Annotated in this window: 22 protein-coding genes and 1 tRNA gene; 10 read left to right on the forward strand and 13 right to left on the reverse strand. The window is 42.4% G+C overall.

Annotation, left to right across the window (positions count from 1 at the left end):
- Positions 1-250 precede the first annotated feature (250 nt).
- Entirely contained in the window at positions 251-622 is a 372-nt protein-coding gene (gene petJ / locus HG267_RS29440; RefSeq protein ID WP_045871212.1) for a cytochrome c6 PetJ, read from the forward strand.
- 60 nt (positions 623-682) lie between these two features.
- Here petJ and HG267_RS29445 read toward each other — a convergent pair whose 3' ends face one another.
- Positions 683-910 (reverse strand): hypothetical protein, encoded by a 228-nt coding sequence (locus HG267_RS29445; RefSeq protein WP_155539326.1) that lies wholly within the window; start codon positions 908-910, stop codon positions 683-685.
- Positions 911-1,076: 166 nt separating this feature from the next.
- Entirely contained in the window at positions 1,077-2,780 is a 1,704-nt protein-coding gene (locus HG267_RS29450) for a hypothetical protein (RefSeq protein ID WP_045871213.1), read from the reverse strand.
- Positions 2,781-3,065: 285 nt separating this feature from the next.
- Here HG267_RS29450 and HG267_RS29455 point away from each other — a divergent pair, with 285 nt between their 5' ends.
- Both HG267_RS29455 and HG267_RS29460 read left to right on the forward strand, forming a co-directional pair.
- Entirely contained in the window at positions 3,066-3,761 is a 696-nt protein-coding gene (locus HG267_RS29455; RefSeq protein ID WP_045871214.1) for an esterase/lipase family protein, read from the forward strand.
- Between the two features lie 86 nt (positions 3,762-3,847).
- Positions 3,848-4,492, forward strand: coding sequence for a cytochrome b N-terminal domain-containing protein (locus HG267_RS29460; RefSeq protein WP_045871215.1), 645 nt, complete (start codon positions 3,848-3,850; stop codon positions 4,490-4,492).
- Here HG267_RS29460 and HG267_RS29465 read toward each other — a convergent pair.
- Entirely contained in the window at positions 4,459-6,378 is a 1,920-nt protein-coding gene (locus tag HG267_RS29465) for a cation:proton antiporter (protein WP_045871216.1), read from the reverse strand. The two genes, HG267_RS29460 and HG267_RS29465, sit on opposite strands and share 34 nt — an antisense overlap.
- 397 nt (positions 6,379-6,775) lie before the next feature.
- Here HG267_RS29465 and HG267_RS29470 point away from each other — a divergent pair.
- Positions 6,776-6,848, forward strand: a tRNA-Glu gene (locus HG267_RS29470).
- 109 nt (positions 6,849-6,957) lie between these two features.
- Here HG267_RS29470 and HG267_RS29475 read toward each other — a convergent pair.
- The 3 genes from HG267_RS29475 to HG267_RS29485 form a co-directional block, all read right to left on the reverse strand.
- Positions 6,958-7,548 carry an SRPBCC family protein gene (locus HG267_RS29475; RefSeq protein ID WP_045871218.1) on the reverse strand — a complete coding sequence of 197 codons (591 nt, stop codon included), beginning with the start codon at positions 7,546-7,548 and terminating at the stop codon, positions 6,958-6,960.
- Positions 7,541-9,574 carry a GAF domain-containing protein gene (locus HG267_RS29480; RefSeq protein ID WP_045871219.1) on the reverse strand — a complete coding sequence of 678 codons (2,034 nt, stop codon included), beginning with the start codon at positions 9,572-9,574 and terminating at the stop codon, positions 7,541-7,543. The genes HG267_RS29475 and HG267_RS29480 overlap by 8 nt, the downstream gene beginning before the upstream one ends.
- A 937-nt stretch (positions 9,575-10,511) precedes the next feature.
- On the reverse strand, positions 10,512-10,847 hold the full coding sequence (locus HG267_RS29485) for a hypothetical protein (RefSeq protein WP_045871220.1): 336 nt from the start codon (positions 10,845-10,847) through the stop codon (positions 10,512-10,514).
- A 71-nt stretch (positions 10,848-10,918) separates the two neighbouring features.
- On the opposite strand from HG267_RS29485, the gene HG267_RS29490 reads away from it, so the two are divergent.
- The 3 genes from HG267_RS29490 (at position 10,919) to HG267_RS29500 (ending at position 12,016) form a co-directional block, all read left to right on the forward strand.
- A complete protein-coding gene (locus HG267_RS29490) occupies positions 10,919-11,143 on the forward strand; it encodes a hypothetical protein (protein ID WP_045871221.1) in 225 nt (74 codons plus the stop codon).
- 173 nt (positions 11,144-11,316) lie between these two features.
- Positions 11,317-11,610, forward strand: coding sequence for an HNH endonuclease (locus tag HG267_RS29495; protein WP_052335234.1), 294 nt, complete (start codon positions 11,317-11,319; stop codon positions 11,608-11,610).
- A gap of 16 nt (positions 11,611-11,626) precedes the next feature.
- The gene (locus HG267_RS29500; RefSeq protein ID WP_045871222.1) at positions 11,627-12,016 is read left to right on the forward strand and encodes an alr0857 family protein; all 390 of its coding nucleotides are present in this window, start codon (positions 11,627-11,629) and stop codon (positions 12,014-12,016) included.
- A gap of 114 nt (positions 12,017-12,130) precedes the next feature.
- Here HG267_RS29500 and HG267_RS29505 read toward each other — a convergent pair whose 3' ends face one another.
- The 3 genes from HG267_RS29505 to HG267_RS29515 all read right to left on the reverse strand — a co-directional run bounded on the left by HG267_RS29505 (position 12,131) and on the right by HG267_RS29515 (position 14,006).
- Complete coding sequence (locus HG267_RS29505; protein ID WP_096622161.1) at positions 12,131-12,985, reverse strand: polysaccharide deacetylase family protein; 855 nt, start codon at positions 12,983-12,985, stop codon at positions 12,131-12,133.
- A 65-nt stretch (positions 12,986-13,050) separates the two neighbouring features.
- The gene (locus tag HG267_RS29510; RefSeq protein ID WP_045871224.1) at positions 13,051-13,302 is read right to left on the reverse strand and encodes a hypothetical protein; all 252 of its coding nucleotides are present in this window, start codon (positions 13,300-13,302) and stop codon (positions 13,051-13,053) included.
- Positions 13,303-13,436: 134 nt separating this feature from the next.
- Positions 13,437-14,006, reverse strand: coding sequence for a Uma2 family endonuclease (locus tag HG267_RS29515; RefSeq protein WP_045871225.1), 570 nt, complete (start codon positions 14,004-14,006; stop codon positions 13,437-13,439).
- A 42-nt stretch (positions 14,007-14,048) separates the two neighbouring features.
- Here HG267_RS29515 and HG267_RS29520 point away from each other — a divergent pair, with 42 nt between their 5' ends.
- Positions 14,049-14,258, forward strand: a complete 210-nt coding sequence (locus HG267_RS29520) for a hypothetical protein (protein ID WP_155539328.1) — start codon at positions 14,049-14,051, stop codon at positions 14,256-14,258.
- A 136-nt stretch (positions 14,259-14,394) separates the two neighbouring features.
- Here HG267_RS29520 and HG267_RS29525 read toward each other — a convergent pair whose 3' ends face one another.
- Positions 14,395-17,895, reverse strand: a complete 3,501-nt coding sequence (locus HG267_RS29525; RefSeq protein WP_071989417.1) for a tetratricopeptide repeat protein — start codon at positions 17,893-17,895, stop codon at positions 14,395-14,397.
- 170 nt (positions 17,896-18,065) lie between these two features.
- Here HG267_RS29525 and HG267_RS29530 point away from each other — a divergent pair, with 170 nt between their 5' ends.
- A complete protein-coding gene (locus tag HG267_RS29530) occupies positions 18,066-18,200 on the forward strand; it encodes a hypothetical protein (protein ID WP_255325237.1) in 135 nt (44 codons plus the stop codon).
- A 403-nt stretch (positions 18,201-18,603) separates the two neighbouring features.
- Here HG267_RS29530 and HG267_RS29535 read toward each other — a convergent pair whose 3' ends face one another.
- On the reverse strand, positions 18,604-19,911 hold the full coding sequence (locus tag HG267_RS29535) for an aminopeptidase P N-terminal domain-containing protein (RefSeq protein WP_045871226.1): 1,308 nt from the start codon (positions 19,909-19,911) through the stop codon (positions 18,604-18,606).
- A 621-nt stretch (positions 19,912-20,532) separates the two neighbouring features.
- Here HG267_RS29535 and HG267_RS29540 point away from each other — a divergent pair.
- Complete coding sequence (locus HG267_RS29540; RefSeq protein ID WP_045871227.1) at positions 20,533-21,816, forward strand: FG-GAP repeat domain-containing protein; 1,284 nt, start codon at positions 20,533-20,535, stop codon at positions 21,814-21,816.
- Positions 21,817-22,725: 909 nt separating this feature from the next.
- Here the strand turns inward: HG267_RS29540 and HG267_RS29545 are convergent.
- The gene (locus HG267_RS29545; protein WP_045871228.1) at positions 22,726-23,493 is read right to left on the reverse strand and encodes an MBL fold metallo-hydrolase; all 768 of its coding nucleotides are present in this window, start codon (positions 23,491-23,493) and stop codon (positions 22,726-22,728) included.
- A 3-nt stretch (positions 23,494-23,496) separates the two neighbouring features.
- Complete coding sequence (locus HG267_RS29550; RefSeq protein WP_045871229.1) at positions 23,497-24,096, reverse strand: anthranilate synthase component II; 600 nt, start codon at positions 24,094-24,096, stop codon at positions 23,497-23,499.
- Between the last annotated feature and the right edge of the window lie 28 nt (positions 24,097-24,124).

Below are 24,124 nucleotides of genomic sequence, written 5' to 3' on the forward strand. Positions count from 1 at the left end.
AAATTTTGATTAAACCTTGTCAAAGTGGAGAACTGGAATTTTTCACAAGGGAGCAGCCCTTAAACTCCAAATCTTAAAAATATATAATTAAATCCATATTTGTCCCATAGAGTTTACCAGCTACAGAAACTAACGCTTCATGAGGTAGAGTACACATATCAGTTGGTAATCTCTATGGCTGAAAGCAGCCATAGAAAACTTACTCGATAAAGTTTTAAGGTTGCCGAATGGTTGTTGCAAGGAGAATCTCTTGAGAATATTTTTATTTATCCTGCTGTTGGCGATCGCATTATTTAGATTTACATTCATTCTGCCAGCATTAGCTGCCGAAACATCCGATGGCGCGAAAATCTTTGATGCTAATTGTTCTTCTTGCCATATTGGGGGCGGTAATATCTTAATTAGCCATAAAACCTTGAAAAAAGAAGCATTATCAAGTTATTTGGAAAATTACGACCAAGACCCCATTCAAGCAATTATCCACCAGGTACAGAATGGCAAAAATGCCATGCCTCCCTTTAAAAACAAGTTAAGCACTCAAGAAATTTTAGAGGTAGCTGCTTACGTCTTCCAGAAAGCGGAAACAGGTTGGCAAAGTACCTCATCTGCTGCTACACCTTAATATTGGGTAATGGTGAAAGGGTCAAAGGGGAAAGGGTAGATTCAAATATTTTCCTCTTTTTCAACCCAAATAAATGTGGATTGTAAAGATGCTAGATACAGCGTCTTCACAATCCACATTCATTGGAAGTCGGCGGGAAACTCCATCCCCTTGTGGGTGGAGAGGGATAGCCGCCCGCCGACTTGGGGCATTGGGGAGGCAGTGCGTTGGACGGGTTTCCCGGCTTAAAGCAACTGCCGTCATTGGGCATTGGGAACTCTTACCCATGCCCCATGCCCCATTCCCCATGCCCTAAAACTCCATCCCCTTGTGGGTGGAGTTTTTCATTTTTGGCTTTTGTCTCCAATTCCCAGAAAGCTGGCGATGGTAATCGTCTGCTGTATTTGGGGAAAAGGTTAAAGGGTAAGGATTAAAGGTTTTTTCCTTTTCCCATTCTCCCTTACCCCTTAACTTTTTATTTGCCTTGATCAGAGGTTTCTCTTTCTTCTCTCAATTCACGCAACTGTTGTACTAGCTTTTTGCCAGATTCCACAGTAGCAGTAGGCCGATTGCTGTTAGTAGCAGGTGCTGCTAAAGGTTGAGTAGTAGCTGCGGGTGTGGGTACTGGTGCTGCTAAGGGTTTAACAATAGTTGCTGGTGTAGGCGCTGGTGCTGCTAATGGTTTAACAGTAGCGCCTGGTGCTGACTGAAGTTTATTAATTAATGAATTAGATGATGGTTTAACAATGCTTGCAGGTGCAGGTGTCTGCTGGTTGTTGTTAACTGTTGGCAGTGTTAAGGGTTTGGTATTGGTTACTGGTATGGGTTTGAGCTGATTGCTATTAACATCTGGCAAGTTTAATGGTTTAACTGTAGTAGCTGAACCAGGTGCAGATGTGGGTTGGTTATTATTAACAGCTGGCAGGTTTAATGGTTGAACTGTAGTGCCTGTTGCTGGTGTGGGTTGATTGTTATTAACTAATGGCAGATTTAAAGGTTTGACAGTAGCAGCAGATCCGGTTGCAGGCTTTTGATTATCTCCTGTAGCGGCGTTGCTATTATTTTTAAAATCTAAGCTAAAGGGATAATGAGCAATTTGCTTATCTCCCTTTGGTGGATGTGTCTTAAAGTACTCCATAGCTTCGACGCGCAAAGCAGGGGTGACTGACTGGCCTTCAAATTGAATATCTAAGACTTTACCATCAGGGTCTACTACTAATCGCCCTAATACAACACCTTGAACGTCAGATTTATCTGTAGTAACTGTGTCACGAATCACAGTTTTTTCTACAGCATTTGGGTATTGTTTCTGAACTGCGGCTCTGAGAGTTTCGTAAGATTTAATCTGCGCGATCGCTAGTTCTGTTCCAGGTGTAGGTGCTTGATTAGATATATTGGGCACAGATCCCAGTTGCCCTTGGGGTATGGCTTGTTCAGATATTTGTAAATTATCACCAGCTTGTGGTGTGTTACCAACTGCAGCTATTAGCTGTTGGTTATCGCCAGATTGGGATGGATTACTGCTAGGCTGAGGATTTGCTGCCACATCAGCTATAGGAGTTGGGTTCCCGTCTACAGGTAGCGGTGCTGGCGAGTTTGGTAAGCCATCAGGTAGTCTACCTTCTGGTAATACTGGCAACCTGCTTACAGGTAAAGGCTTGGCTTCACCTAAGGTAATATCTCTGTTATTAAAACGTGGAACTGAAGCGAATTTGTTATTGCCGTTGAAACCAGAGGTATCAAAGCGGAAATTGCTTTGAGAATAATTGCGTACAGCCTGCCTTTTTGGTAGTGCCGCAATTGAGTAATTACCTGCCGATGACGGGATCGGTGGCATGACAAACTGGCTAGGTGATGGTGGTGGTGGTAAAGGTGGTAAACTCGATTGGGAATCCAGATTTAGCGGCGTAACTGGGGATTGTGATAGTAAAACTGGAGATTGCGGATTAATGGGTGTTTGCCCTGGAATTTGCGGTAGCCGACTTTGGTCAGCTTGGCTCAATTCCATGACTCCAACAGTTTTTGATGATGCTGTTTCTTTTGGTTTATTGGAGTCTACAGGTACTAATGGCACAATCAAGGCGATCGCACCGTGGATGCCAACAGAAGCTATTGCTGCTATTCCAGTTGGTTGGCCTAAGATTTCCGGTAGATTTTTTAACAGGGAGACGTAAGACATAACTATTCTCGTTCACTCAGCTCAATTGCAGTTGCAGATCAATAAATTATTTTTCAGGCTCTAAATTTTTCTTCCGGCTCTATAGCAAAATATTTAAATGTGTCCCTTTTAAAATCATAGCTTTCTAACCTGGGACTAAAACAGCCAGATTGGCATTTTTTTCAGCGAAGTTGAATTTTTGTGCAATCACTCAACATTTTACTGGAAAGTGGCACTTGCTGACGCGACCATGAAAAAATCCTGATGTTGCTCGCTAAGATCTGGTAACTGTTGCAATCATTACTCATGGCTTTACCTACAGTTATTTTACCTGGCTATCTAGAAAGTGCGATCGCCTACCGCCAACTAGAACAATCTCTACAGCAGTTGGGTTTTCCTACAGTGACAGTGCCATTACGGCGGCGAGACTGGATTGCCTTGTTTGGTGGTAGATCTGTGACACCAATTGTGAAAATATTGGATCGCACGGTAAAACAAACTTTGCAGCAATATCAAGCTTCTCAAGTCAATTTGATTGGTCATTCAGCAGGTGGTTGGCTATCTCGAATTTATTTAGGAGAAAAGCCTTATTTGGGACGTGGTGAAGTCCAATCTTCTGTCTGGAATGCTCACCCACTCACTGCTACGCTCATTACCCTGGGTACACCTCATATCAGCCAAGAGCGTTGGACACGCTGGAATTTAGATTTTGTCAAAAATAATTACCCTGGAGCTTTTTACCAAAATGTTCGTTACGTTTGTGTAGCGGGTAAAACTATTTTTGGAGAAAGGCGGCCTGGTAGTTGGTTAGCTTACAGCAGTTATCAATTAACCTGTGGCACAGGTAACACTTGGGGAGATGGGATCACACCCATAGCAGCGGCCCATCTCGATGGTGCTGAAAATCTTGTGCTTGCAGGCGTGAGACATTCTCCGAGAAGCCCTGGTATTTGGTATGGCTCACCAGAAATCTTACAAACTTGGGCACAGTATTTAGCTTAAATATCTCTAGAGAGACAAATAAATTAATTTTTCTTAGTTAAACTGTAATGAAAATACACATTTTTATTACATAAGAGGTGTCAGCTATGCAAATCACCTTGTCAGATAGAATTTTGCGGCGACTGGCGACTATATTATCTGTCGCGATGCTTACACTGTGCGTGATGCATCTCTCAACTGGAGTTTTACTATCTTTCTATTACGAACCTACCGCAGGTGGTGCTTATCGGTCATTGAAAATGATTGATACCGTAGTGTCTTACGGTTGGTTATTCCACAAAACCCATGACCTCTCTGGTAATGCCATGATTGGAGTTGGCTTAATTCAAATGGTCGTGATGTTTTTAGGGCGACAATTCCGCAAGAGTTGGCTAACTGCGTGGATTAGCGGTATTTTGTTTACCTTAAGTGCGATCGCTCTCGATTGGACTGCTATGCTTCTAGACTGGACTCAGGAAGGATACTGGCGTTTTAGTATTGAGCTAGGCACCATCGAAGCCATTCCCTTGATTGGTGGCGAGTTGCGAGATATTCTCACTGGTGGTGGTGCAATTAGTACCATCACTGTGCAACACCTTTACGCCTTAAACAGCTATATTATTTCCCCCATCGCTCTACTGCTGGCTATAGTGCATTTAGCTGCTTTATTGTGGCAAGAGCGAGAAATCTCTGCTGATGAAACTGCTGAGGATGCTTTTCAAGCACCAGACGCTTCACTAGTAGAAAGTTGAGCTAATTTTGCCAGGGGAACTTCCTCCACCTCTGGTAACTTCTCCAATGCTAGAGGAGTAGATTGACTTGCACCAGATAAGCGTTTTAAAAGATTTGGTCTGGGGTCATGTAAAAGGTAGATAATGCGATCGCCTACTTCCCATTCTTGGTTAACTGGCATTACCTGTAAGCGTTGCTCTCGTTCTACCAACAACGGTATCAATACTCCAGTCCGAATCTTTTCTTGGATGTGATCTTGTTGACTAGCAAATTCCAATTCATTAAGTGTAGTTGTTCCCAACTTCACCCGCCCATCATTTAAGTATTCGTTCCAAGTTTTAATTGCCAAGTCCGAAACAAAAGCTTGATGCACTTTACTACTGGCAGAAGTACTAGCTTGCGGATCGCGGGGAAATACTGCTAACACACGCGGCGGATTAAACTCTTCAGCAGCCCGTTGTGCCAATACAAAATTTACCTCACCATTACTCGTCATCGCTAAAAAAGTACCCATTGAGGCTAATCCTGCCTCTTCTAAAACCGCAGTATCTAGGGCACTGCTAGCAATCAATCGCAAATTTTGGGCTTCTGCTTGGGCAAAGCAATCTGGGTCTGTATCAATCATCACTACATTCTCACCCCGTTCTTGGAAGAAGCGGGCAATTAACAGACTCAAAGGATTACAGCCCACAATTACAGCCCCAGTAGCTTCTTTTGAGGTGATTTGCAGCCATTTAGCAATTTGTCCGGCTGTGAGTCCTTGACAGACAACTGTCATGATAATTGTCAAGAAAACCAGGGCTTTAATAGCATCACCACCATTGATCCCCTTCTGTGTCAAAGAAATAGCAAATAAGGAAGCAACGGAAGCTGCCACAATTCCCCTTGGTGCAACCCAGCTTAAAAACAATTTCTGCCGCCAATTGAGGTCACTATTCCAGGTACACAAGAGAATATTAATTGGTCTGACAACAAACATCAGTACCAAAACGGTGAATAAACTACCCCAACCCAAAGCAAACACACTGGCAATAGACAAGTCAGCCGCGAGTAAGATAAACAGCACAGAAACGCTGAGTATTGTCAGTTGACCTTTGAAATGTCGCAAAAACCTTTCTTCTGGCACTGATGAGTTAGCAAATACAGCACCCGCCACCACCGTAGTCATGACTCCCGACTCACTGCGGATGGTTTGCGCTAAGGTAAATAGCCCCCAAAGTATCGCCAGCACCACCAAATTTTTCAGTTCAAAGGAGAGAAAATTGGCGCGTTTGAAAATCAAGCTCATCAAATAACCACCAGCTGCACCAATTGCACCCCCAATACTCAGACGCATCAGCAACCCAGTAATGGCATGAATGGGGTCTACATCGCCATTTAAAATCGTATCCAGCACCACGAAAGCCAAAATAGCCCCCACAGGGTCAATTAATACCCCTTCGCCTTCTAGAAGCGTTGCGACTTGGCGATCAACATTAATTTGCTTTAGCAGGGGATTAATCACCGTTGGGCCTGTCACCACGATAATCGAAGCGTAGAGAAAGGCAATACTCCAAGGAAACTCACCCAACCAGTGAGCTGCCATACTACCACCCAGCAGCGTGACCAGCGTTCCCAAGGTAACGAGCAATTGCAGGCTAACTGAAACTCTCCCCAACTCGCGCAAATCTAGGTTGAGTCCCCCTTCAAACAAAATTATTGCCGTTGCTAGAGCCACAATCACTTCCAACCCAGTGCCTAGCAAATGGGGATGCAACAGCCCAATCCCATCAGACCCCAGAAAAATGCCCAACAACAGCAACAAAACAATGCTAGGCAGCCGAAGATAGGCAGCCAGCACTTGGGCGCTAATACCTGCAAAAACCGCAGTCACCATCTGTAAGGTGATGTCAAAAGATGCTTCCATGTTGTAGATTTTGAGAGATATATATCAAAATCTTTTGTAAAGAAGAGTAAATATTACCTCTAAAGGGTACAACATCGCACCATTTTCCCCTTGAGAAATTCCATTTTTTTTTCATACTTAGTTTCTTATATTACTCCATTTCTGATTGGTTGCCAAAAAGGGGCATTGGGAAGGGGGGATTGGGCATAGGGCATGGGGCATAGGTAATTGGTAATGATATTTCTCCCCTGCCCCCTCTGCTCCCCAGTCCCCAATCCCCAGTCCCCAGTCCCCAATCCCCAGTCCCCAATCCCCAACTTAACTAAAAGAAATTTTTTTGCCAAAACTGTTGACAGCATCTGAAAAATTAGTTAATTTATAAAAGGTCTGAGTCCGAAGCGCCCACAGCGCCTAATGCGCCCCCATCGTCTAGAGGCCTAGGACACCTCCCTTTCACGGAGGTAACGGGGATTCGAATTCCCCTGGGGGTATTGAAAAGAAAATTCAACTGGAAAAAGTTGATTTTCGTTCATCCGCTAAAATAGAAAACCTATCTTATGATGATGTGAATCAAGATAGGTTTTTTATTTTTTAGTATATTTAATTGCTTAACTGTTGTACTCGTTGGTAAACAGCTAAAAGATTTGATTGTAGATCCTTGCTGAGGCGATTCTCAATGATTGTCACTGGCATTGTGAGTTTCGGCCAAACTTCAATTGTGTAGCAAAGATTGGTACCCATCACATCACCACAGGGATAAGGTTCTAAGCGCCAACTCCCAGAAAAGCCTTTAAAATCTCCTTCTACCATGCGGAAGTTAATTTCTTTGGGGAAATATTCTTCCAAGTCCAGAACGACACGCGCACAAAAGTTGAAGTTGAGTAAGCGCTGCGAACCTACTTGTTCTAGGCGAATCCCACCATCTGGATGCTCCAATCTTCGGCTTTTCGCCAGGTTGGGAATGAAGTCAACTAAGGCTTCATAATCTGTGAGCACTTTCCAGATTTTTTCGATTGGTTGGGGTATCTGGATGTTGGCGGTGATTTGTCGTTGTCGTTCGGCGATTTTTTCAATTTGGATATCTACAGATGGTTCAACACCTGTACTCACAGCCAAATTAGGTTCTTGGTTGGTTTCGTCACTAGCGGCGTTGAAGTTAACGCCGACTGTCGTGTTAGGTTGTTCAGTCACTTTCCGAATATGTTTTGCTTTCGTCAGAAAACTGGGGCAACGTAAAGGTAAAGCAAATTTTACTCAGATCGGAATCTGCAATTTGCGTACTCTCAACGCTAATTGTCCCATTTAAATGCTGCACTAGGGACTTGGCGAGAGCCAAACCCAAACCAGTCCCAGGAGTCCAGCGTCCTTTACCGCGACGGAATTTGTCGAAGATATAAGTCGCTTCTTGCTCAGAAATCCCGCGGCCGATATTAGTCACCTTAATAATAACTTGATCCACCAATTGATTAACTTGGTGAGTGGCTTCTAAATCAACAATGGTTTCAGACTCTGAATATTTACAAGCATTAGTTAATAACTCTTGCAAGATGCGGTCAAAACTTTCAATTTCAGTTTGTAGTTTTAATGACTTCTCTGGTAAATCTAGGTTAATGCTTAATCCTTTATCTGCCAGTTTTGTGGCAAAAGAGGCGGCTAAATCTTGAATGCGTCTATTTAAATCAATACTTTCAAATTGCGGCGTTGCTTGTTGCGACTCTAGCTTTTGCAATGTCAGTAAGTCATTAATGAGATTAATTTCTTTAGTACATTCCTGCTCTAAAATATCGAAATATCTATTTTGACGCTCTGGTGTAATGCTTGGCAGACGTAAATTGCGAATTGACATCAGCATATTTGTCAGCGGATAGCGTAAGCGATCGCTCATATTGCTCAAAAATTCATCTTTGAGTTCATTGAGTTCTCGCAATTGCTCTACATATTGCCTAGTTCTTTCGTGCAATTTGGCTTGTAGTTCTAAGCTACTTTGTAATTTGGCTGTACGCTCATCCACCAAATTTTGCACTTGTCGCAATGTCTGTGACTGAATAATGGCGTTGCTGACTTGAGCACATACCATTTCTACCAGATTTAACTCAGATGATTGCCAATTACGAGCTACAGTTTGTTGTAGAACTAAAAAGCCTAAAATTTTGCCTTGGCTTTCTAATGGCATTAACAGCACTGCGGGAAACTGCTCTACAGCAAACAATGGCGCGACTGCCAAAATCTCTGTTTGTTCTGTATAGTCATCAATCACTACTGGTTTGCCGAAGTCGATGAATACGCGCTGGCACAAACCACAGTCGGAAATAGCAAAAGATTGGTCTTGTAAGGTATCTAATGTAGTATTAGACACATTTTGGCTATCCCGAGTCCATTGTCTGATTACAGTAGCTTTGGCATTGGGAATTTGCTTTTTAGACCGAGTTCTAAATAAAGGATCTGTATATTTTAATGTAATAAACAAACCCCTATCTGCTTGGAGAGATTCAGCAGTAGAAGCGATCGCCAACTGGAGCATTTGATTTAACTCCAAGTTGCTGCGACTAAGTATAGTTAATTGCCTAATTAAGTTTTGGTGTTGGTGACTCTGCTGTACATGCTGCTGTTGAGCCGCTATTAGTTGTGCTTGGGCTACTTGTGAAAAAGCGATCGCGCAAACGGACTCTATACTTTTGAGTAATTGCTGTTCTGACTTAGTCCAATCATGAGATTGAAACTTAATCAGGCTAATTATCCCGTTGTTTTTCCCCTGAAAGCGGGTAGGAATTGCCAAAACAGCTTTAATTGGAAGTGGCAAAGATTGGCAACCAAGTTCGAGACTTTGTTGAATTGTCGAAATATCCTCAATATTTAATGGTTCAGCCGCACATTGAACTACATTGAGTTCCATGAGCAATTGTTCCATCGAAAATACTTCGTTTGATTGCGGCAAACCTAAATATTCCTCATGGCACCAATTACTACTAGTTACTTCACTGGATACCTCGCTCATCACTGTAATCAAGCAACAATCTACCTGAAAAGCCACTCCAAGCAACTTGGACAATTCTTGCAGCATTAAAACCGTCGCTGGTGTGGTAGCGACAATTTGATTAATTTGTTCTGACAACTGGTAGGTTGTTTCTTGTGGATGCTGCATCAGCTTGACTGGGTATGATTGTAGTCGATCTACGTCATCTGGGCACTGTGGCGGCGATGATAAACGCTTTTTCATTCCTGGCACGCTCTTGGATAACGACCCCATGTTTTGCACCCAACCTCTTGGCTTAATTCTTCACCCTTAGTTTTTTAGTGCACCCTGACGAATTGCAAATCTTTTGTAAAGACTTTCTCTCACCTGTTATAGCCCTTTTCTATTTCAGATGACCAAGTTTTTGGTATATTAAACGAATTTTTACACAAGTAATGAAAGTACCTAGGATATACTAAAATCCCTTTGTTAGAGAAGCTCTAACGACTTGGGGTTAAGTTAATTTACTAACTTTGAGATAGGATATCCTGTCTGTAACTATACATAAACCGTAATTTCTCTGGAATTGAGGCAAAAAGTCAACCTTCTACTCAGTGATATCACTGAGTAGAATTAGGGGAAAAAATTATATTTTTTTCTCAAACTCATGACTCAGCGAGCTAACCAATTGATTCGATCTAGCTCTAAGTATAATTACGATTTAGGAAAAGCCTGAGCAATAATTTTGATAGCTTCTGCATAACAGCAGTGTGCTATATCTACGTATTGTTGCTTAACTCCTATGGTCGATAATCCTATATTTAATAATGCTGATGATTTGTATCTGTCAAGTGATGTGAAACCCCCTGTGACTCAAGTGTTGTTTGACATTGAGTTGCACTGAGCTCGCACATATCTGAAAGTCGATGAAACTATTGTTTAATCAGCCTTTTGGCTTTACAGTTTCTGAATTTTTCGCCACTAGCAGTGGCTCTGTCAGTTAGCAAAATCAATATGAGTTAAAGAGGGAAAGCTCTATCAATAAATAGATGAATTTTTTTATAACAATTGATAACTATATAATTAACTTTAAATAATTGTTGATAAATCATATCGCTGGTATCATTTTAGATTCCGCTTCACAATGAATGCAGCCTATTTGCCCGGATGAGTAACTAGGCTGCATTCCGATAATAAAAAGCTATCCGGCCAAACTCTCGATACTCAGAGGTACCATATCGCCATTTCTGGTGAATCCTAAAAGCATCGGTTGTTGTGGCTGAATGATTTGACCTGTTAGTACACAACGTTCTTCTTGTTGAGCTGTGGCTGCTATGCTCGCTCGAATATCAGTCTTTGAAAATCGCGGTTTCCACTCACCTGATTTTTGCTGCACATAATTCCAGAGGATATCGCGAATGAGAGCTTGATATCCTTGATTACCAGCAATATCTTTCAGTTTATCTTTAAGTTCCCGTTCTAAACGGATGCTGGTAACTTCCATATCGGTGGTTGGGGTGCGAGCGATTGTATGCATGACTTTTTCTCCTTCAAGGTATAGACAGGATAGTAATACAAGTGTAGTATGTTTAAAGGAATGTTCAATAGGTGAAATTTTCTGTGAAATCCATTTTCCCCATCTCTACTTCTTTAGGTGCTACCAACTGCCGAGCCAGTCTGGAATCAGCATCTTTGGGAGTGGAGTATTTGTTTATGGGTAATGGTGGCCGATATCAGCAAATCACAGAGAGTATTTATGATTTTAGAAATATCAGCATTGATGTGCTGAATGCAAAACCACAATTAGGCGTAAGAAGCGGGAGGTACAGGTAGAGCAATACTGTACCAATAAAGACCAGAAGAATTAGAGGTCAATTTCCCACCCCCGCTTCAGCTAAAGAAGAAGCGGGGGTTTTTTAATAAGGAGTCAAGCTGTGACTAGCGTGATGCTAATGTTAAAGCCATCAAGAGTGGTATGTTCTCCAAATTACTTGCCACGATTTGGGATGAAGAGAGTTAAGTTACAAAACCGCCCATCAGGTGCATTTTTGCGGCGAGGCTATCATAGTTGCCAAGATGACGGTAGGAACAAACCTTTCACACTAAAACCCGTAATTTGGCGATCGCACGGCGGCCATCACAAATGGAATAACCTAGTCATAGCTTGTAAAAAATTTCACCCTGATCAAGGGAACCGCACCTCGAGGATGCATCTGCGTAATCAACCAAAGCCACCAGTCTATCAGGCGATTTCTATTGCTGAAGAGTTCTGGATAAATATGCAAGCCAACCTGGAATAGCAGGAGAGCAGAAGGAATGTTGAAATTAACTTACACTGAAAGGAGTTTTTACTTAGAGTGCCTCAGCTTATCGCTGGAGGAGTGGGTAGCACAGCGAGTAGTATTGGCAATGCGAGTTGGTCAATCTCTCCATGTTGAACCCAGCACTGCTTCCTTTTTGCTACCTGCAGATTTACCAGGTTTAGAAATGCTGGAGGCGGCAATCAAACGCCATGATACTGAAATTATGGCTTTATCTCGCTGTGATGCGGAATATATGGAAGTAACTTTGCGGGGTTCTTGGTTGTCAGATGGGACACAAGAAGCCGTAGGTGTATTTGTCACCACCATGAGCGATCGCACTGAGTTCTTCCTCCATAAAATTTGGCAAGAAGCCCAAGCTTGTGCGTCGGCTTTGAGTGAGTGAGTGGGGATGAGGGGACAAGGGGACAAGGGGACAAGGGGAAAGGGTAAAAGGGGAACAAACACCCAATGCCCAATGCCCAATGCCCAATGCCCAATGCCCAATGCCCCATGCCCATTACCTTTGCATTTCCAATAGTTCGGGAACTGTAACAAATCGGTAGCCTTGCTTTTTGAGTCCGCTGATGATTTCGGGCAAGGCTTCTACAGTTCTTTTGCGATCGCCTCCGCCGTCGTGCATCAATACTATAGATCCGGGTTTGGCATCTCTTAAGACGTTTTTGATGAATACTTCATATTTAGCACGCGGATCGGTGTCGGCGGAAGTTTGCGACCACATGACTACTGCTGATTTTTGGCTTTTGGCGTAAGCTGCTAGTCCGTTGTTTAACACGCCTCCGGGGGGACGAAACAGACTAGTTTTTACTCCTGTGGTTTTGTAGATTAGTTCATTTGTGCGCTCAATTTCACTTTTGGCTGTGGCTGCATCCATGCGGCGATACCAATGATGCCAAGTATGATTACCAATGGCGTGTCCTTGGGCTACTACTTGTTTCGCAATTTCGGGATTGGCTTGTAAAGCTTGTCCTACCCAAAAGAATGTAGCTTTGACATTATTTTGCTTGAGAATATCCAGCATTTGTAATGTAGTTTTGGGCCAAGGGCCATCATCAATGCTCAAGGCGATAACTTTCTCGTTATTGTTAGGTTGAACATGATACACAGTTTGTCCCTGAAATTTCTCTGGAACGCTAAAAGTGAGGTTTTCTACTTTAGCTGGTGACTGTGATTGTGGTTTATCTTGGCTGGTTGTCTTTTGTTGCGGAACTTGTACAGCGTGAAGTTGACTTGTTAGCTGCTTGGTGTTGGATTGTGGAGAAATACTTGCTGGGGTAAAACTGCAAGCTGTTACTGAAAAAGCGATCGCCACTCCACTAATTATCTTTTGTCGCTGGTATTGATTGTGTGTCACATCAGGGTGCCAAAAACTCACACTATCATAAGCGGCGAATTTTACTTTTTAATGAAGTTGATGAATTAATAGTGTGTGGAGAAGCTCATTTTTTCTAAAGCAACATCTTCTTCACTGAGATAGGAAAACTCAATTCCCATCAAGTCTAGAATTTTGAGTAATTCTGCTGGTTCTAGCTGCATAACTTCCGCAGCTTTTTTTAAGCTAATTACTTTAGCTGTTAAAGCACCGAGTAAAAAAAGAAAGTTTTCTTTCTGTTCGATATTTTGAAATAACTGAATTTCAGAGGCGATCGCTTGAGTCAGTTCTTTATTCATCGCTAGGTTTTAACTATTTCATTGTGAATCCGAAAGCAGCTTTACATCTACGCACATTATTCTACAATTTAAGTTGAGTCGAGCGTTTGTAGTGATACAATTTGTCGAATTTAATTAATCGTTTTCATCACATCTCATCCTTGCAAAACTTCAGCAGCAGTTAACTGAAGATTAGCAAAAATTGAAGAGACAATCGCACTTTCTCCCTGATAAATTCGCTCATCATAAAATCCCTCAACCCATTCCAAAACTGTCACCTTTTGAGCAATAGGATCAACAATCCAATACTCTGCAATACCCCGCGCTGCATACTCGGAACGCTTGTAACGATAATCCCGATTTTCCTGATTCGGACTCACCACCTCAACCACCAACAATGGCGGCGGCATATCCATCAAAATTAGCGATCGCGTAGCAACTTGCATTACCATCGCCAACTCTTCCGAAAACACCACCAAATCAGGAACACGTACCCCTACCATACGACTATTTACAGCAATTTCTGTTTTCATACTCAAGCGGTAATAGGGAATACCTAATTTAGAAAAATAGATTAATAAAAATGTCGCTATTCGCCGATTTAACTCACTTTCAAAAGGCATAGCAATTAATTCCCCATTCTCCAATTCATATAAAGTATCCGTACCGTCATCAAATTGAAGAAATTCCTCAAAAGTCATTTTTTGAGCATTTGCAACTGTCATGGTTATTTCTCCCATAAACCGCTTGTCTTAACTATTTTAACAATGCCCCTAATTTCTCCATTCGCTGATGAATTTCTACCTCGAAACAAAAGCGATCGCACCATCAACACCCTAATCCCACCTGAGAACAAAAGCGATCGCACTCTCAACACCATTATTCCACCTCAGAACAAGAGCGATCGCCCTCAGAACACCATCATTCCACCTCAGAACAGGAACATTCTCGTTTGGAACAAGAACGTTCTCACTTGAAACATGAACATTCGCGTTTGGAACAGGAACGTTCTCGTTTGGAACATGAAACTTTGAGTTCAGAACATGAAACTTTGAGTTCGGAACTCGGAACTTGGAGATAAAAGCTTGAATGATGAAGTTCGGAACTTGAATTTTACTGTTGTGAGTTAAAAGCGTCGCGTAAATATGCTAATTTTTCACGCACAGTTACAGTATTGGGATGATCCGCTCCTAAATGTCGTTCTAAAATATCCAAAGCTTGGCTGTATTTTCCTTGGGAACTGTAGAAAAAAGCTAGGTCGTTGAGGCTAGCTGCAACCTCTGGATGTTCCTCACCAAGCAAGCGTCGCTTTAAATCCAAAGCTTGGATGTACAAAGGTTCTGCTTGGCTGTATTTTCCTTGGAAAAAGTAGAGTGAAGCTAGGTCGTTGAGGCTAGCTGCAACCTCTGGATGTTCATCACCAAGCAAGCGTCGCTTTAAATCCAAAGCTTGGATGTACAAAGGTTCTACTTGGCTGTATTTTCCTTGGAAAAAGTAGAGTGAAGCTAGGTTGTTGAGGCTAGTTGCAACATCTAGATGTTCATCACCGAGCAAGCGTCGCCTTAAATCCAAAGCTTGGATGTACAAAGGTTCGGCTTGGCTGTATTTTCCTTGGTAGTAGTAGAGTCCCGCTAGGTTGTTGAGACTTTGTGCGACATCTGGGTGTTCTTCTCCCAGCAGCTTGCGCCTAAGTGCCAAAGCTTGGATGTACAAAGGTTCGGCTTGGCTATATTTTCCTTGGGAACTGTAGAGTAACACTAGGTTGTTGAGGCTAGATTCAACATCTGGATGTTCATCACCGAGCAAGCGTCGCTTTAAATCCAAAGCTTGGATGTACAAAGGTTCGGCTTGGCTGTATTTTCCTTGGGAAAAGTAGAGAAAAGCTAGGTTGTTGAGGCTAGATTCAACATCTGGATGTTCATCACCGAGCAAGCGTCGCTTTAAATCCAAAGCTTGGATGTACAAAGGTTCGGCTTGGCTGTATTTTCCTTGGGAAAAGTAGAGAAAAGCTAGGTCGTTGAGGCTAGCTGCAAAATCTGGATGTTCATCACTGAGCAAGCGTCGCCTTAAATCCAAAGCTTGGATGTACAAAGGTTCGGCTTGGCTGTATTTTCCTTGGTAGTAGTAGAGTTGAGCTAGGTTGTTGAGGCTAGTTGCAACCTCTGGATGTTCATCACCGAGCAAGCGTCGCCTTAAATCCAAAGTTTGGATGTACAAAGGTTCGGCTTGGCTGTATTTTCCTTGGGAACTGTAGAGTAACGCTAGGTTGTTGAGGCTAGTTGCAAACTCTGGATGTTCCTCACCGAGCAAGCGTCGTATTAAATCCAAAGCTTGGATATACAAAGGTTCGGCTTGGCTATATTTTCCTTGGGAACTGTAGAGTAACGCTAGGTCGTTGAGGCTAGTTGCAACATCGGGATGTTCCTCACCAAGCAAGCGTCGTCTTAAATCCAAAGCTTCGATGCATAAAGGTTCGGCTTGGGTGTATTTTCCTTGTGAACTGTAGAGTTGAGCTAGGTTGTTGAGGATAAATGCAACAACTGGATGTTCCTCAGCGAGCAAGCGTCGTGTTAAATCCAAAGCTTGGATGTACAAAGGTTCGGCTTGGCTGTATTTTCCTTGGGAACTGTAGAGTAACGCTAGGTTGTTGAGGCTAGCTGCAACATCGGGATGTTCCTCACCAAGCAAGCGTCGCAATAAATCCAAAGCTTGGATGTACAAAGGTTCGGCTTGGCTATATTTTCCTTGGCGACGGTAGAGTAGAGCTAGGCTGTTGAGGCTAGTTGCAACATCGGGATGTTCCTCACCAAGCAAGCGTCGTCTTAAATCCAAAGCTTCGATGCACAAAGGTTCGGCTTGGCTGTATTTTCCTTGGGAACGGTAGAGTTCAGCTAGGTTGTTGAGGCTAGTTGCAACATCTGGATGTTCCTCACCCAAGCGTTCTCTCGAAGCTTCTAAACACTGCTCATACCAAGGTGCTGCTTTGTCATACAATCCTTGACCATGATAAAATTGAGCATTGCCAACGAATACCCAAATTAAATCATCATCGCTGACACACTGAATGAGATTGTCTGCTACTTCTACCAAGTGAGGTATGGCGGGGGCGACATCCTTAATTTGCTGAAGTGTGGGAGTTTGAGGAATCTCTTTGGCAAATGCTACCATTACCATAGAAAAACTTCGCTTAAATTCCTCTGCCTGTTCTAAACCTGTAAGCTTATCTTGGAAAAACTCACGCAGCAGGGGATGCAGTTGATAAATTCCCTCACCTTTGGGCTGGAGTAAATGCAACTGTAACAAATCTCGCCTAGCTTTTTTCCAATCTTGAGTCTCATCCTTTATTGTTATATCCTCCACCAACTCCCAAGGAATCGGAGCTAGGGCAAATAAACTCAGAAGACAGCCTAAACGTTGAGCATTTTCTCGCAACCGTCGCCAACTCAACTCAAAAGCAGCAGCAACACCCAACTTAACAGTCATTTCTTGGGGAACTTCTTCTAAAGCCTCATGCTTTAAACGCTCTTTTTCCAAGTCTTGCAGCATTTCTGCTAGGGTTAATTGCTCATCACCTAACAAATAACGCCCGACTAATTCTAAACCCAAGGGCAAATATCCCAGCCATTTACAAAGTCTTCTCGCAACTAAAGCCTCACGCCGCAGTCGTTCTCTACCAATAATAGATTTTAATAACTGCATCGCCGCTAGTGGTGTTAGCACATCTAAATCTAAGCGCACTATTGGCGGCTGTAATTTTTCCCGTGTGGTAATTAACTGCTTAAACCGGGAAGGAACAGACTCTAAATAACTTCTGACTTCCTCTCGATAGTTAGTAACGTTATCAATTACTAGTAAAACCTCTCCCTCATGCCATTTTGTGAGGCAAAATTGCACTCTCCCAACTAAATCTAAATCATCTGGGATGTTCAATTGCAGCTGATTACGCGCAAACTGCACCAATTGCACCCCCACATCCTGTAATGCAGACAACCAGCAAATTCCGCCTTGATAAGTGACGCGGTGGGAACTGGCATATTGCAGTGCTAGTTCTGTTTTCCCGACTCCACCCATCCCCGCAATAGCAGCAATTGCTACCTGTTGATTCTTCTGCAACAATCGATGGAGGTTTTGTAATTCCGTTTCTCGTCCGACAAACTCTACCACCCCACTCAAGGGAATATTTTCGTAACGGGTAGGCGAAAGTTTAGCTTTTTTACCTTCCGCACGCTGTACACCAGGTAATTTTTCGCGTCGGCTTTGCCATTCAGCATCAAATTTTTGTAAATTCCCCTGTTTGTCGCTTTTATCATGCCAAAGTTTCAGCCGAAAGTGCCAATCCTCTGAACCTCGCTTGTGTTCGCGCAAATCTTCGATAATTTCTACAAAATCTTTAAGCGCATTTAGTGAGTCTCGGACTTGTTCTTTGCTCAAACCGCTAAGTTCCGCCAGAACTCTTAGCTGTGTTCTGACTATTACTTGCTGCGGAGTTTCCCAGTTGAGGGCAATTTTATACAGTTCACTGTCTTCTAACTCGTCATTGACATAAGCCAAAAACCTTTCTAAAAGTTTTCTTACCCGCGCTTCGACTTCATCACCATAGCTAACACGCACCATCGGTTATTCTTGCCCAAATTTGCGACAAAGTTTAGGGATTCCCCAAACTAAATCTAGCATCCCCAAACTTTAACCTCGGCAGATTCACGCATTACAGCCAATAGACTGCGGCTTTTGCTTCCATTTACTACCCCAAATTTACAGTTGCTTCAGCGTTTGAGGTTAAGTGAATGAAAGCTAAGAAGCTGATGGCGGTTGTGTTATTTCTGATTCCTTTAATTGCTGATTTTTTTGTCCCCGGTTCAGGAATTGTAATTGAGTTAGCCTTACTGATTTGGGAATTGCTAGAACCAGAGGAAAACTGAAGAAGCGGTAGAGTCAAAGTATCGTGTTTGCCGACATCCCGCCCTACACTGAAGTGTAGGTCTAATAGTTTAAGTCCACTCAAGTGGACTGGAAGATGTACCTGAGTCCACTTTAGTAGACTTTACTTGAGCTATTAAGCTTGTAATTCAAGATGCTGTGGGTGAATTGGGTTGTGGGTATAACCCCTGAGATGCAATACCTCTAAGTATTTTCAGTGCGTTTTAACGTACTTTACCTATTAGCCCGCAATTTATTGCAGGGCGGGAGAAAACGGCAAAACGAAGGTTTCTCGGTTCAAGAGTTATACCCATCAATTGATTGATTCACAGCATCATTGATCTTTATTGCATAATCACTGAGTCGTTAACCGTCAACAGTCAACCGTCAATAGTCAACTCCAAGTTATCTTTCCACTTCATCTACTTCTTTGGGAACTCCAGCAGTTAACACCTCATGTCCTGTGCTGGTTACTAACACATCGTCTTCGATGCGAATCCCAATCCCTACCCAACGCGGATCGGTTGGGGGTTGGTCTTCTGCGAGTTTGGTATCTGGCACAATATATAATCCTGGTTCTACGGTGAGAACTTGTCCAGGTTGTAAAATCTGCGGGTTGTCACCATGCTGATACACTCCCACGTCATGCACATCCAAGCCTAACCAATGGCTGGTACGGTGCATATAGTATGGTTTATATTTTTCTTCTTCAATTAATTTGTCAACTTCACCCTTCAAGATTCCCACTTCAACTAAGCCTTCTGTGAGGACACGCACGGCTGTATCGTGGACTAAATTGAAGGGGTTACCTGGTTGAACTTGAGCGATCGCTTTTTTCTGTGCTTCTAAAACAATTTCATATAATATCTTTTGTTCTGGGGTAAATTTCCCGCCTACCGGAAATGTCCGGGTAATATCAGAGTTGTAATAACCATAGGCGCAACCTGCATCAATCAGCAGTAATTCCCCATCCTGCATTTGACGATCATTTTCGATGTAGTGCAAGACGCAAGCGTTAACACCAGAGGCGACAATGGAAGGATAAGCAGGCCCCATTGCACCCCGCAAGCGGAAAATATGTTCTATTTCTGCTTGGATTTCATACTCATAACGTCCCGGTGTGGTAACTTTCAGTGCATGAGTGTGTGCTTCGGTGGCGATCGCAGCTGCTTGGCGCATCAAGTCTAATTCGGCTGTGCTTTTATGCAATCTCATAGCGCTGAGAATTGCGCCTGTATCTTCAATCGCAATTGGCCCTGTACCGCGTTTGGGGTAGGTGCGGAGTAAACTTTGATAATGTTTGAGAACTGTATCATTAAAAGTGCGATCGCGTCCTAAATGATAGTAAATGCGATCGGCTTTTTCTAAATATTGGGGTAATTTCTCATCCAATTCGTGGATGGGGTAAGCTTCATCAGCGCCATACAACTCTTTAGCTGCATCGACTCCACAGAGATAACCAGTCCAAACTTCCTTTTCCCGATCCTTGGGTTGAACAAACAATACAAACTTATGTTCTGGGTGATTGGGTGCTAACACAGCTACCGCTTGCGGTTCGTTAAATCCAGTCAAATAAAAGAAATCACTGTCTTGGCGATAAGTGTATTCCACATCGTTGTGCATCACAGCCATTGGCGCACTGCGAAAAATGGCAGTTCCATTGCCAAGTTTTGACATCAATTGCTGACGACGCTGCTGATATTCTGCTTGCATAGCTACTTTATATCTCCAATTATCTTGATATCTTAACCTTTAAACACTACAGATTGCATATATTACATCTGTGATAGTTGTGACTAATTTCTATTGATTTAGTCAATATTTTTTGATTTTTCTAGCTGTTATGCTGCTCTCGAATCGAAAAGTTATCATTCGCTAATTTTTGAAAATACAGAGCATTAATTATATATCAATTTATCGATCAAGATATTTTGATTATTAACTAGCAATGTTCAATCTGGACATCAATGAATTTTACTGTATACACCATTAACAATTTGGTTTTTCGCTGTTTCATATATATTTTTGCAGTTAATTATCCTCAAATACAGAACTGTGATGTCTATCATTGCTGGCTTTAAACACCTTATAAATATTGGCTTTCCGCTTTATCTACAAAGCATAACTTGAACAAAAATATTTATTTTATTGTTTATCGTGAACTTTAAGAACACATCTAATTTATTATTCAAGACAAATCAATGTGATTAAATATTGATATTTAAACAAACTTAGTTAAAAAATATTTAATGCTATGCAAATGTTATGCAAGAACAGAATTTTATTAACCAAAGAAGTTAAAACTTTGATTACAACCAGTCATAAGAACCCACCATGCCTGATAAATCTTTGGATACAAGTTTGCAATCAGCAAATTACCAAACATTAAATATATCATCACCTTTTGATGAACAATCTACTGCTATTAATAGCCAAAGTAGCGCTTCTTCTGTATCATCACAATCCTTATTTGGTTCTGCTAACCCCAACCCTAATCCTTATATAACAAGTCCGGCGCTCGTACCTGATTTCAACGGCGATGGTAAAACAGATAAAATCTGGGTTGATTCTCAAACCGGTGAAACTCAAGTTTGGTTGATGGATGGGACAAACGTTGCTGCTAAGGGTTCTTTAGGGCAAATTGATTTAGCTTCAACAGTTTACAAAATTGGTGATTTTAATGGCGATGGTAAGACTGACTTCTTGTTACGTAATCAGGTAACAGGACAGAACAGCTTGGTGCTAATGGATGGAGTAAACGTTGCTGGTTTAATTGGTCTAGATACTCTAGATTCATCCTGGACACCACTGATTGGCGATTTTGATGGCGATCGCAAGACTGATATCTTCTGGCGTAATAATCAAACAGGTCAAAACGCCATCTGGTTGGTAGATGGTAGCAACCCCAGCCAAGTCATTAAAAGCGGAACCTTACTAGACAGTCTCGACCCTACCTGGACTCCTACTATGGTCGATTTCGATGGTAATGGTAAAACTGACATTTTCTGGCGTAGTGCGACTGGTGAAAACAGTGCTTGGTTCATCGATGGTACCCAAGCTAGTAAGACTTCTCTACAAGCACAAGATGCTAGTTGGACTTTCACCCTTGGCGATTTCAACGGTGATTTCCGTTCTGACATTCTCTGGCGGAATACTACAACCGGCGAAAACAAAATTTGGACTACAGATTCTGTATTAAATAACGTCTTCTTCACTGAAGGTGCTTTGACAACCCTAGATGCAAACTGGACATCTAGCATTGCTGATTTCAACGGTGATGGTAAGACTGATATCTTCTGGCGCAATAATGCCACAGGTGAAAACACCACCTGGTTGATGGACGGTACCACAATTGTAACTGAAACATTCCTCGCACCCAGTTCTACAACTGCCCAAGCAACATTTGGTGATTTCAACAACGATGGTAGAACTGATATCTACTTCCGCGATTATGCTACAGGTGCGGATGAAATTTGGACAACCAATGTAGATGGTACAACAGTTACCAGAACTCCAATTGCAGAGACCGAAAAACTGTCTCCAATCCAAGTAGACGAAAATGGTCAGCCTATACTAGGCGCAGATGGTAATCCTCTGAAAAAATGGGTTACTTTCTAGATAAATATTGAGTTTCTCGGTTGTCGCACAAAGATTAGCAATGCTGTAGATAGTGCAATCTCAGCAATTACAGACAATTAATTTGAGTAGAGTTTAGCTATATTGCTTTCTCTACTCCTACTAAAGGCTTTGATGTGAAAGTTTCATTCTGAATCCGGAACACAGTAGAGGATCAAGGGAATTCTACCGTTATACCAATTCGTAATTCGTAATACCCTAGGGGAAGTGCAAAGCGCTACGTAATTCGTAATGAAGAAAGCCAGATATGGTCTGAATTTCGGAGTTGAAATGCTTTACCGAATTGTAGAGAATTGGTATTAATAAATATTTATTAGTCAATAAGCTGATACGCGCCTAGATTAAATATTCTGGCGTTAGGGCTGTCAAGGGTCAAGAGTCAAAAGTCCAAGCTAGCCTTTGACCCTGGACTCTTGACTTTTTGACCTCTTGAGCGCGAAATATACAATTTAAATGCGTAACAGCTTACGCTTGGGTTAAGCTCATTAGTAATTGATTTGTCACTTATTAAAAAAGCCAGAAGAATTGGGGGAGAATCCCCCAAACCCCCGATTGGGTGACGGTTGCGTCCCCCAAACCCCCTCCAAAATTATTGTTCTGTTTTTTTAACTAGTTTTTTGGTTTTTTTATCAATTCATTTTCTTAACTGAACTTTATTTATTAGTAAGATGCGTTAGCGTCAGTGTAATGCATGGGCAATCACGCCAGTAGTGGCGTGGCAAGGCTAAAATAGTGCATTAGATTGGAAAAAATTAACCGCAGATGAAAGCAGAGAAATGCGGATAAAATTGATTTTTATTGCAACATTTAAGGCTTGCCACACAAGTAGGGTGCGTTACACTTCGTTAAAGCACCCTACTTGTGTGATTTCAAGATTTACAGAGTCAAAAATTAAAACTTGTAACTCAAGGTTTGAATAACGCTATTTTCTGTTAAATTACCAGGACTAATTGTAATAGAGTCACTGTTGCTACGGCGTATAGTTGTACCTTGCATCAAGTTCAGAAATTCATCTAGCCCAGCAATTTCGCACTTAGCAGCATCAGCCGCCTGTGTCCGGTAATGGGTAGGAATTACTAGCTTGGGATTTAAAATTTGAATGGCTTGCTTGGCTTCTTGAGCATTATAAGCTTTGGCACTACCACCCACGGGCACAAATGCCACATCGGGTCGCCCCATGAGAATTTTTTGCTCGGCACTAATGGGAGCAGCTGCCCCACCTAAGTGTAAGATATTAATTCCGCCTTGCTTCCAAGCCCAAGCAGTATTCATACCAAACTGCTTACCACCTTTGCGATCGTGGTCGATGGCAATACCTTGGAATTTAATGCCTTGGAACTCGTAAACTCCTGGTTCATAGATGAGTTTGGGTTTACCTGGGAGTCCATCTACTGCACCTTCATCCAGCAATTGACTGCTAATCATTACCAAATCTGCTGCAACTTTGGGTGCGCGATACCCAGCTGTACAGCCAACAGACCGAAAGGGATTGACGAGAATTTTTACACCGCCACCCGTTAACAGAAAGCACGTATGACCCAACCACTGAACTGATAAACCGCTAGATTGCGCGCCAGCTGGAAATTCAGAACTCAAGGTAGTCAGAAAAGCTGTTGCCAAACCCGCCCCAGCATAGCCCATCAATTGTCGTCGTTTCATTAATTACTCTCTCGACTGTAATTGTTCCAGAAAGTTTCGTAGCAATTGCTTGCCTGAAGATGTCAAAACACTCTCTGGGTGAAACTGGACTCCTTGAATATGAGGATAGTTCCGGTGTCGGACTCCCATGATAGTACCATCCTCAACCCAAGCGGTGATTTCCAAGACATCGGGGCAAGTTTCGCGATCGATTACCAGACTGTGATATCTAGTCGCAGTGAGAGGATTTTCTAATCCCCGGAAAACTCCCACCCCGGTGTGAGTCACCTGAGAAGTTTTGCCATGCATCAACTCTGGAGCCGAAACGATTTTACCACCGAATACCTGCCCAATGCTTTGATGGCCTAAACATACGCCCAAAATTGGCAAATTAGCACCTAGCTCTTCAATTAACTGTAAGCTGATACCTGCATCTTCCGGACGACCAGGGCCAGGAGAAATTACTACAAGCGCTGGATTTAAAGCCCGAATCTCATCTACAGATATTTTGTCGTTACGGAACACTTTAATATCTGTAGCCACGGGGAACTCTGCTGCTAGTTCTCCTAAATATTGAACTATATTATAAGTAAAACTATCGTAATTATCGATGACTATAATCACAGCTGATAACTCCTGGTCAGATTACTTG

The sequence above is a fragment of the Tolypothrix sp. PCC 7601 genome (assembly GCF_025677855.1).
GTDB classification, from domain to species: domain Bacteria; phylum Cyanobacteriota; class Cyanobacteriia; order Cyanobacteriales; family Nostocaceae; genus Aulosira; species Aulosira diplosiphon.

Coding starts and splice junctions, on each gene's coding strand:
- HG267_RS29445 (WP_155539326.1), bottom strand. CDS start 910: ATGGGGAATGGGGCATGGGGCATGGGTAAGAGTTCCCAATGCCCAATG.
- HG267_RS29480 (WP_045871219.1), bottom strand. CDS start 9,574: ATGAAAAAGCGTTTATCATCGCCGCCACAGTGCCCAGATGACGTAGAT.
- HG267_RS29510 (WP_045871224.1), bottom strand. CDS start 13,302: ATGAATAAAGAACTGACTCAAGCGATCGCCTCTGAAATTCAGTTATTT.
- HG267_RS29520 (WP_155539328.1), top strand. CDS start 14,049: ATGCCCCTAATTTCTCCATTCGCTGATGAATTTCTACCTCGAAACAAA.
- HG267_RS29530 (WP_255325237.1), top strand. CDS start 18,066: ATGAAAGCTAAGAAGCTGATGGCGGTTGTGTTATTTCTGATTCCTTTA.
- HG267_RS29465 (WP_045871216.1), bottom strand. CDS start 6,378: ATGGAAGCATCTTTTGACATCACCTTACAGATGGTGACTGCGGTTTTT.
- HG267_RS29540 (WP_045871227.1), top strand. CDS start 20,533: ATGCCTGATAAATCTTTGGATACAAGTTTGCAATCAGCAAATTACCAA.
- HG267_RS29495 (WP_052335234.1), top strand. CDS start 11,317: ATGAAGAGAGTTAAGTTACAAAACCGCCCATCAGGTGCATTTTTGCGG.
- HG267_RS29455 (WP_045871214.1), top strand. CDS start 3,066: ATGGCTTTACCTACAGTTATTTTACCTGGCTATCTAGAAAGTGCGATC.
- HG267_RS29500 (WP_045871222.1), top strand. CDS start 11,627: ATGTTGAAATTAACTTACACTGAAAGGAGTTTTTACTTAGAGTGCCTC.
- HG267_RS29535 (WP_045871226.1), bottom strand. CDS start 19,911: ATGCAAGCAGAATATCAGCAGCGTCGTCAGCAATTGATGTCAAAACTT.
- HG267_RS29485 (WP_045871220.1), bottom strand. CDS start 10,847: ATGCATACAATCGCTCGCACCCCAACCACCGATATGGAAGTTACCAGC.
- HG267_RS29515 (WP_045871225.1), bottom strand. CDS start 14,006: ATGACAGTTGCAAATGCTCAAAAAATGACTTTTGAGGAATTTCTTCAA.
- HG267_RS29460 (WP_045871215.1), top strand. CDS start 3,848: ATGCAAATCACCTTGTCAGATAGAATTTTGCGGCGACTGGCGACTATA.
- HG267_RS29450 (WP_045871213.1), bottom strand. CDS start 2,780: ATGTCTTACGTCTCCCTGTTAAAAAATCTACCGGAAATCTTAGGCCAA.
- HG267_RS29545 (WP_045871228.1), bottom strand. CDS start 23,493: ATGAAACGACGACAATTGATGGGCTATGCTGGGGCGGGTTTGGCAACA.
- HG267_RS29525 (WP_071989417.1), bottom strand. CDS start 17,895: ATGGTGCGTGTTAGCTATGGTGATGAAGTCGAAGCGCGGGTAAGAAAA.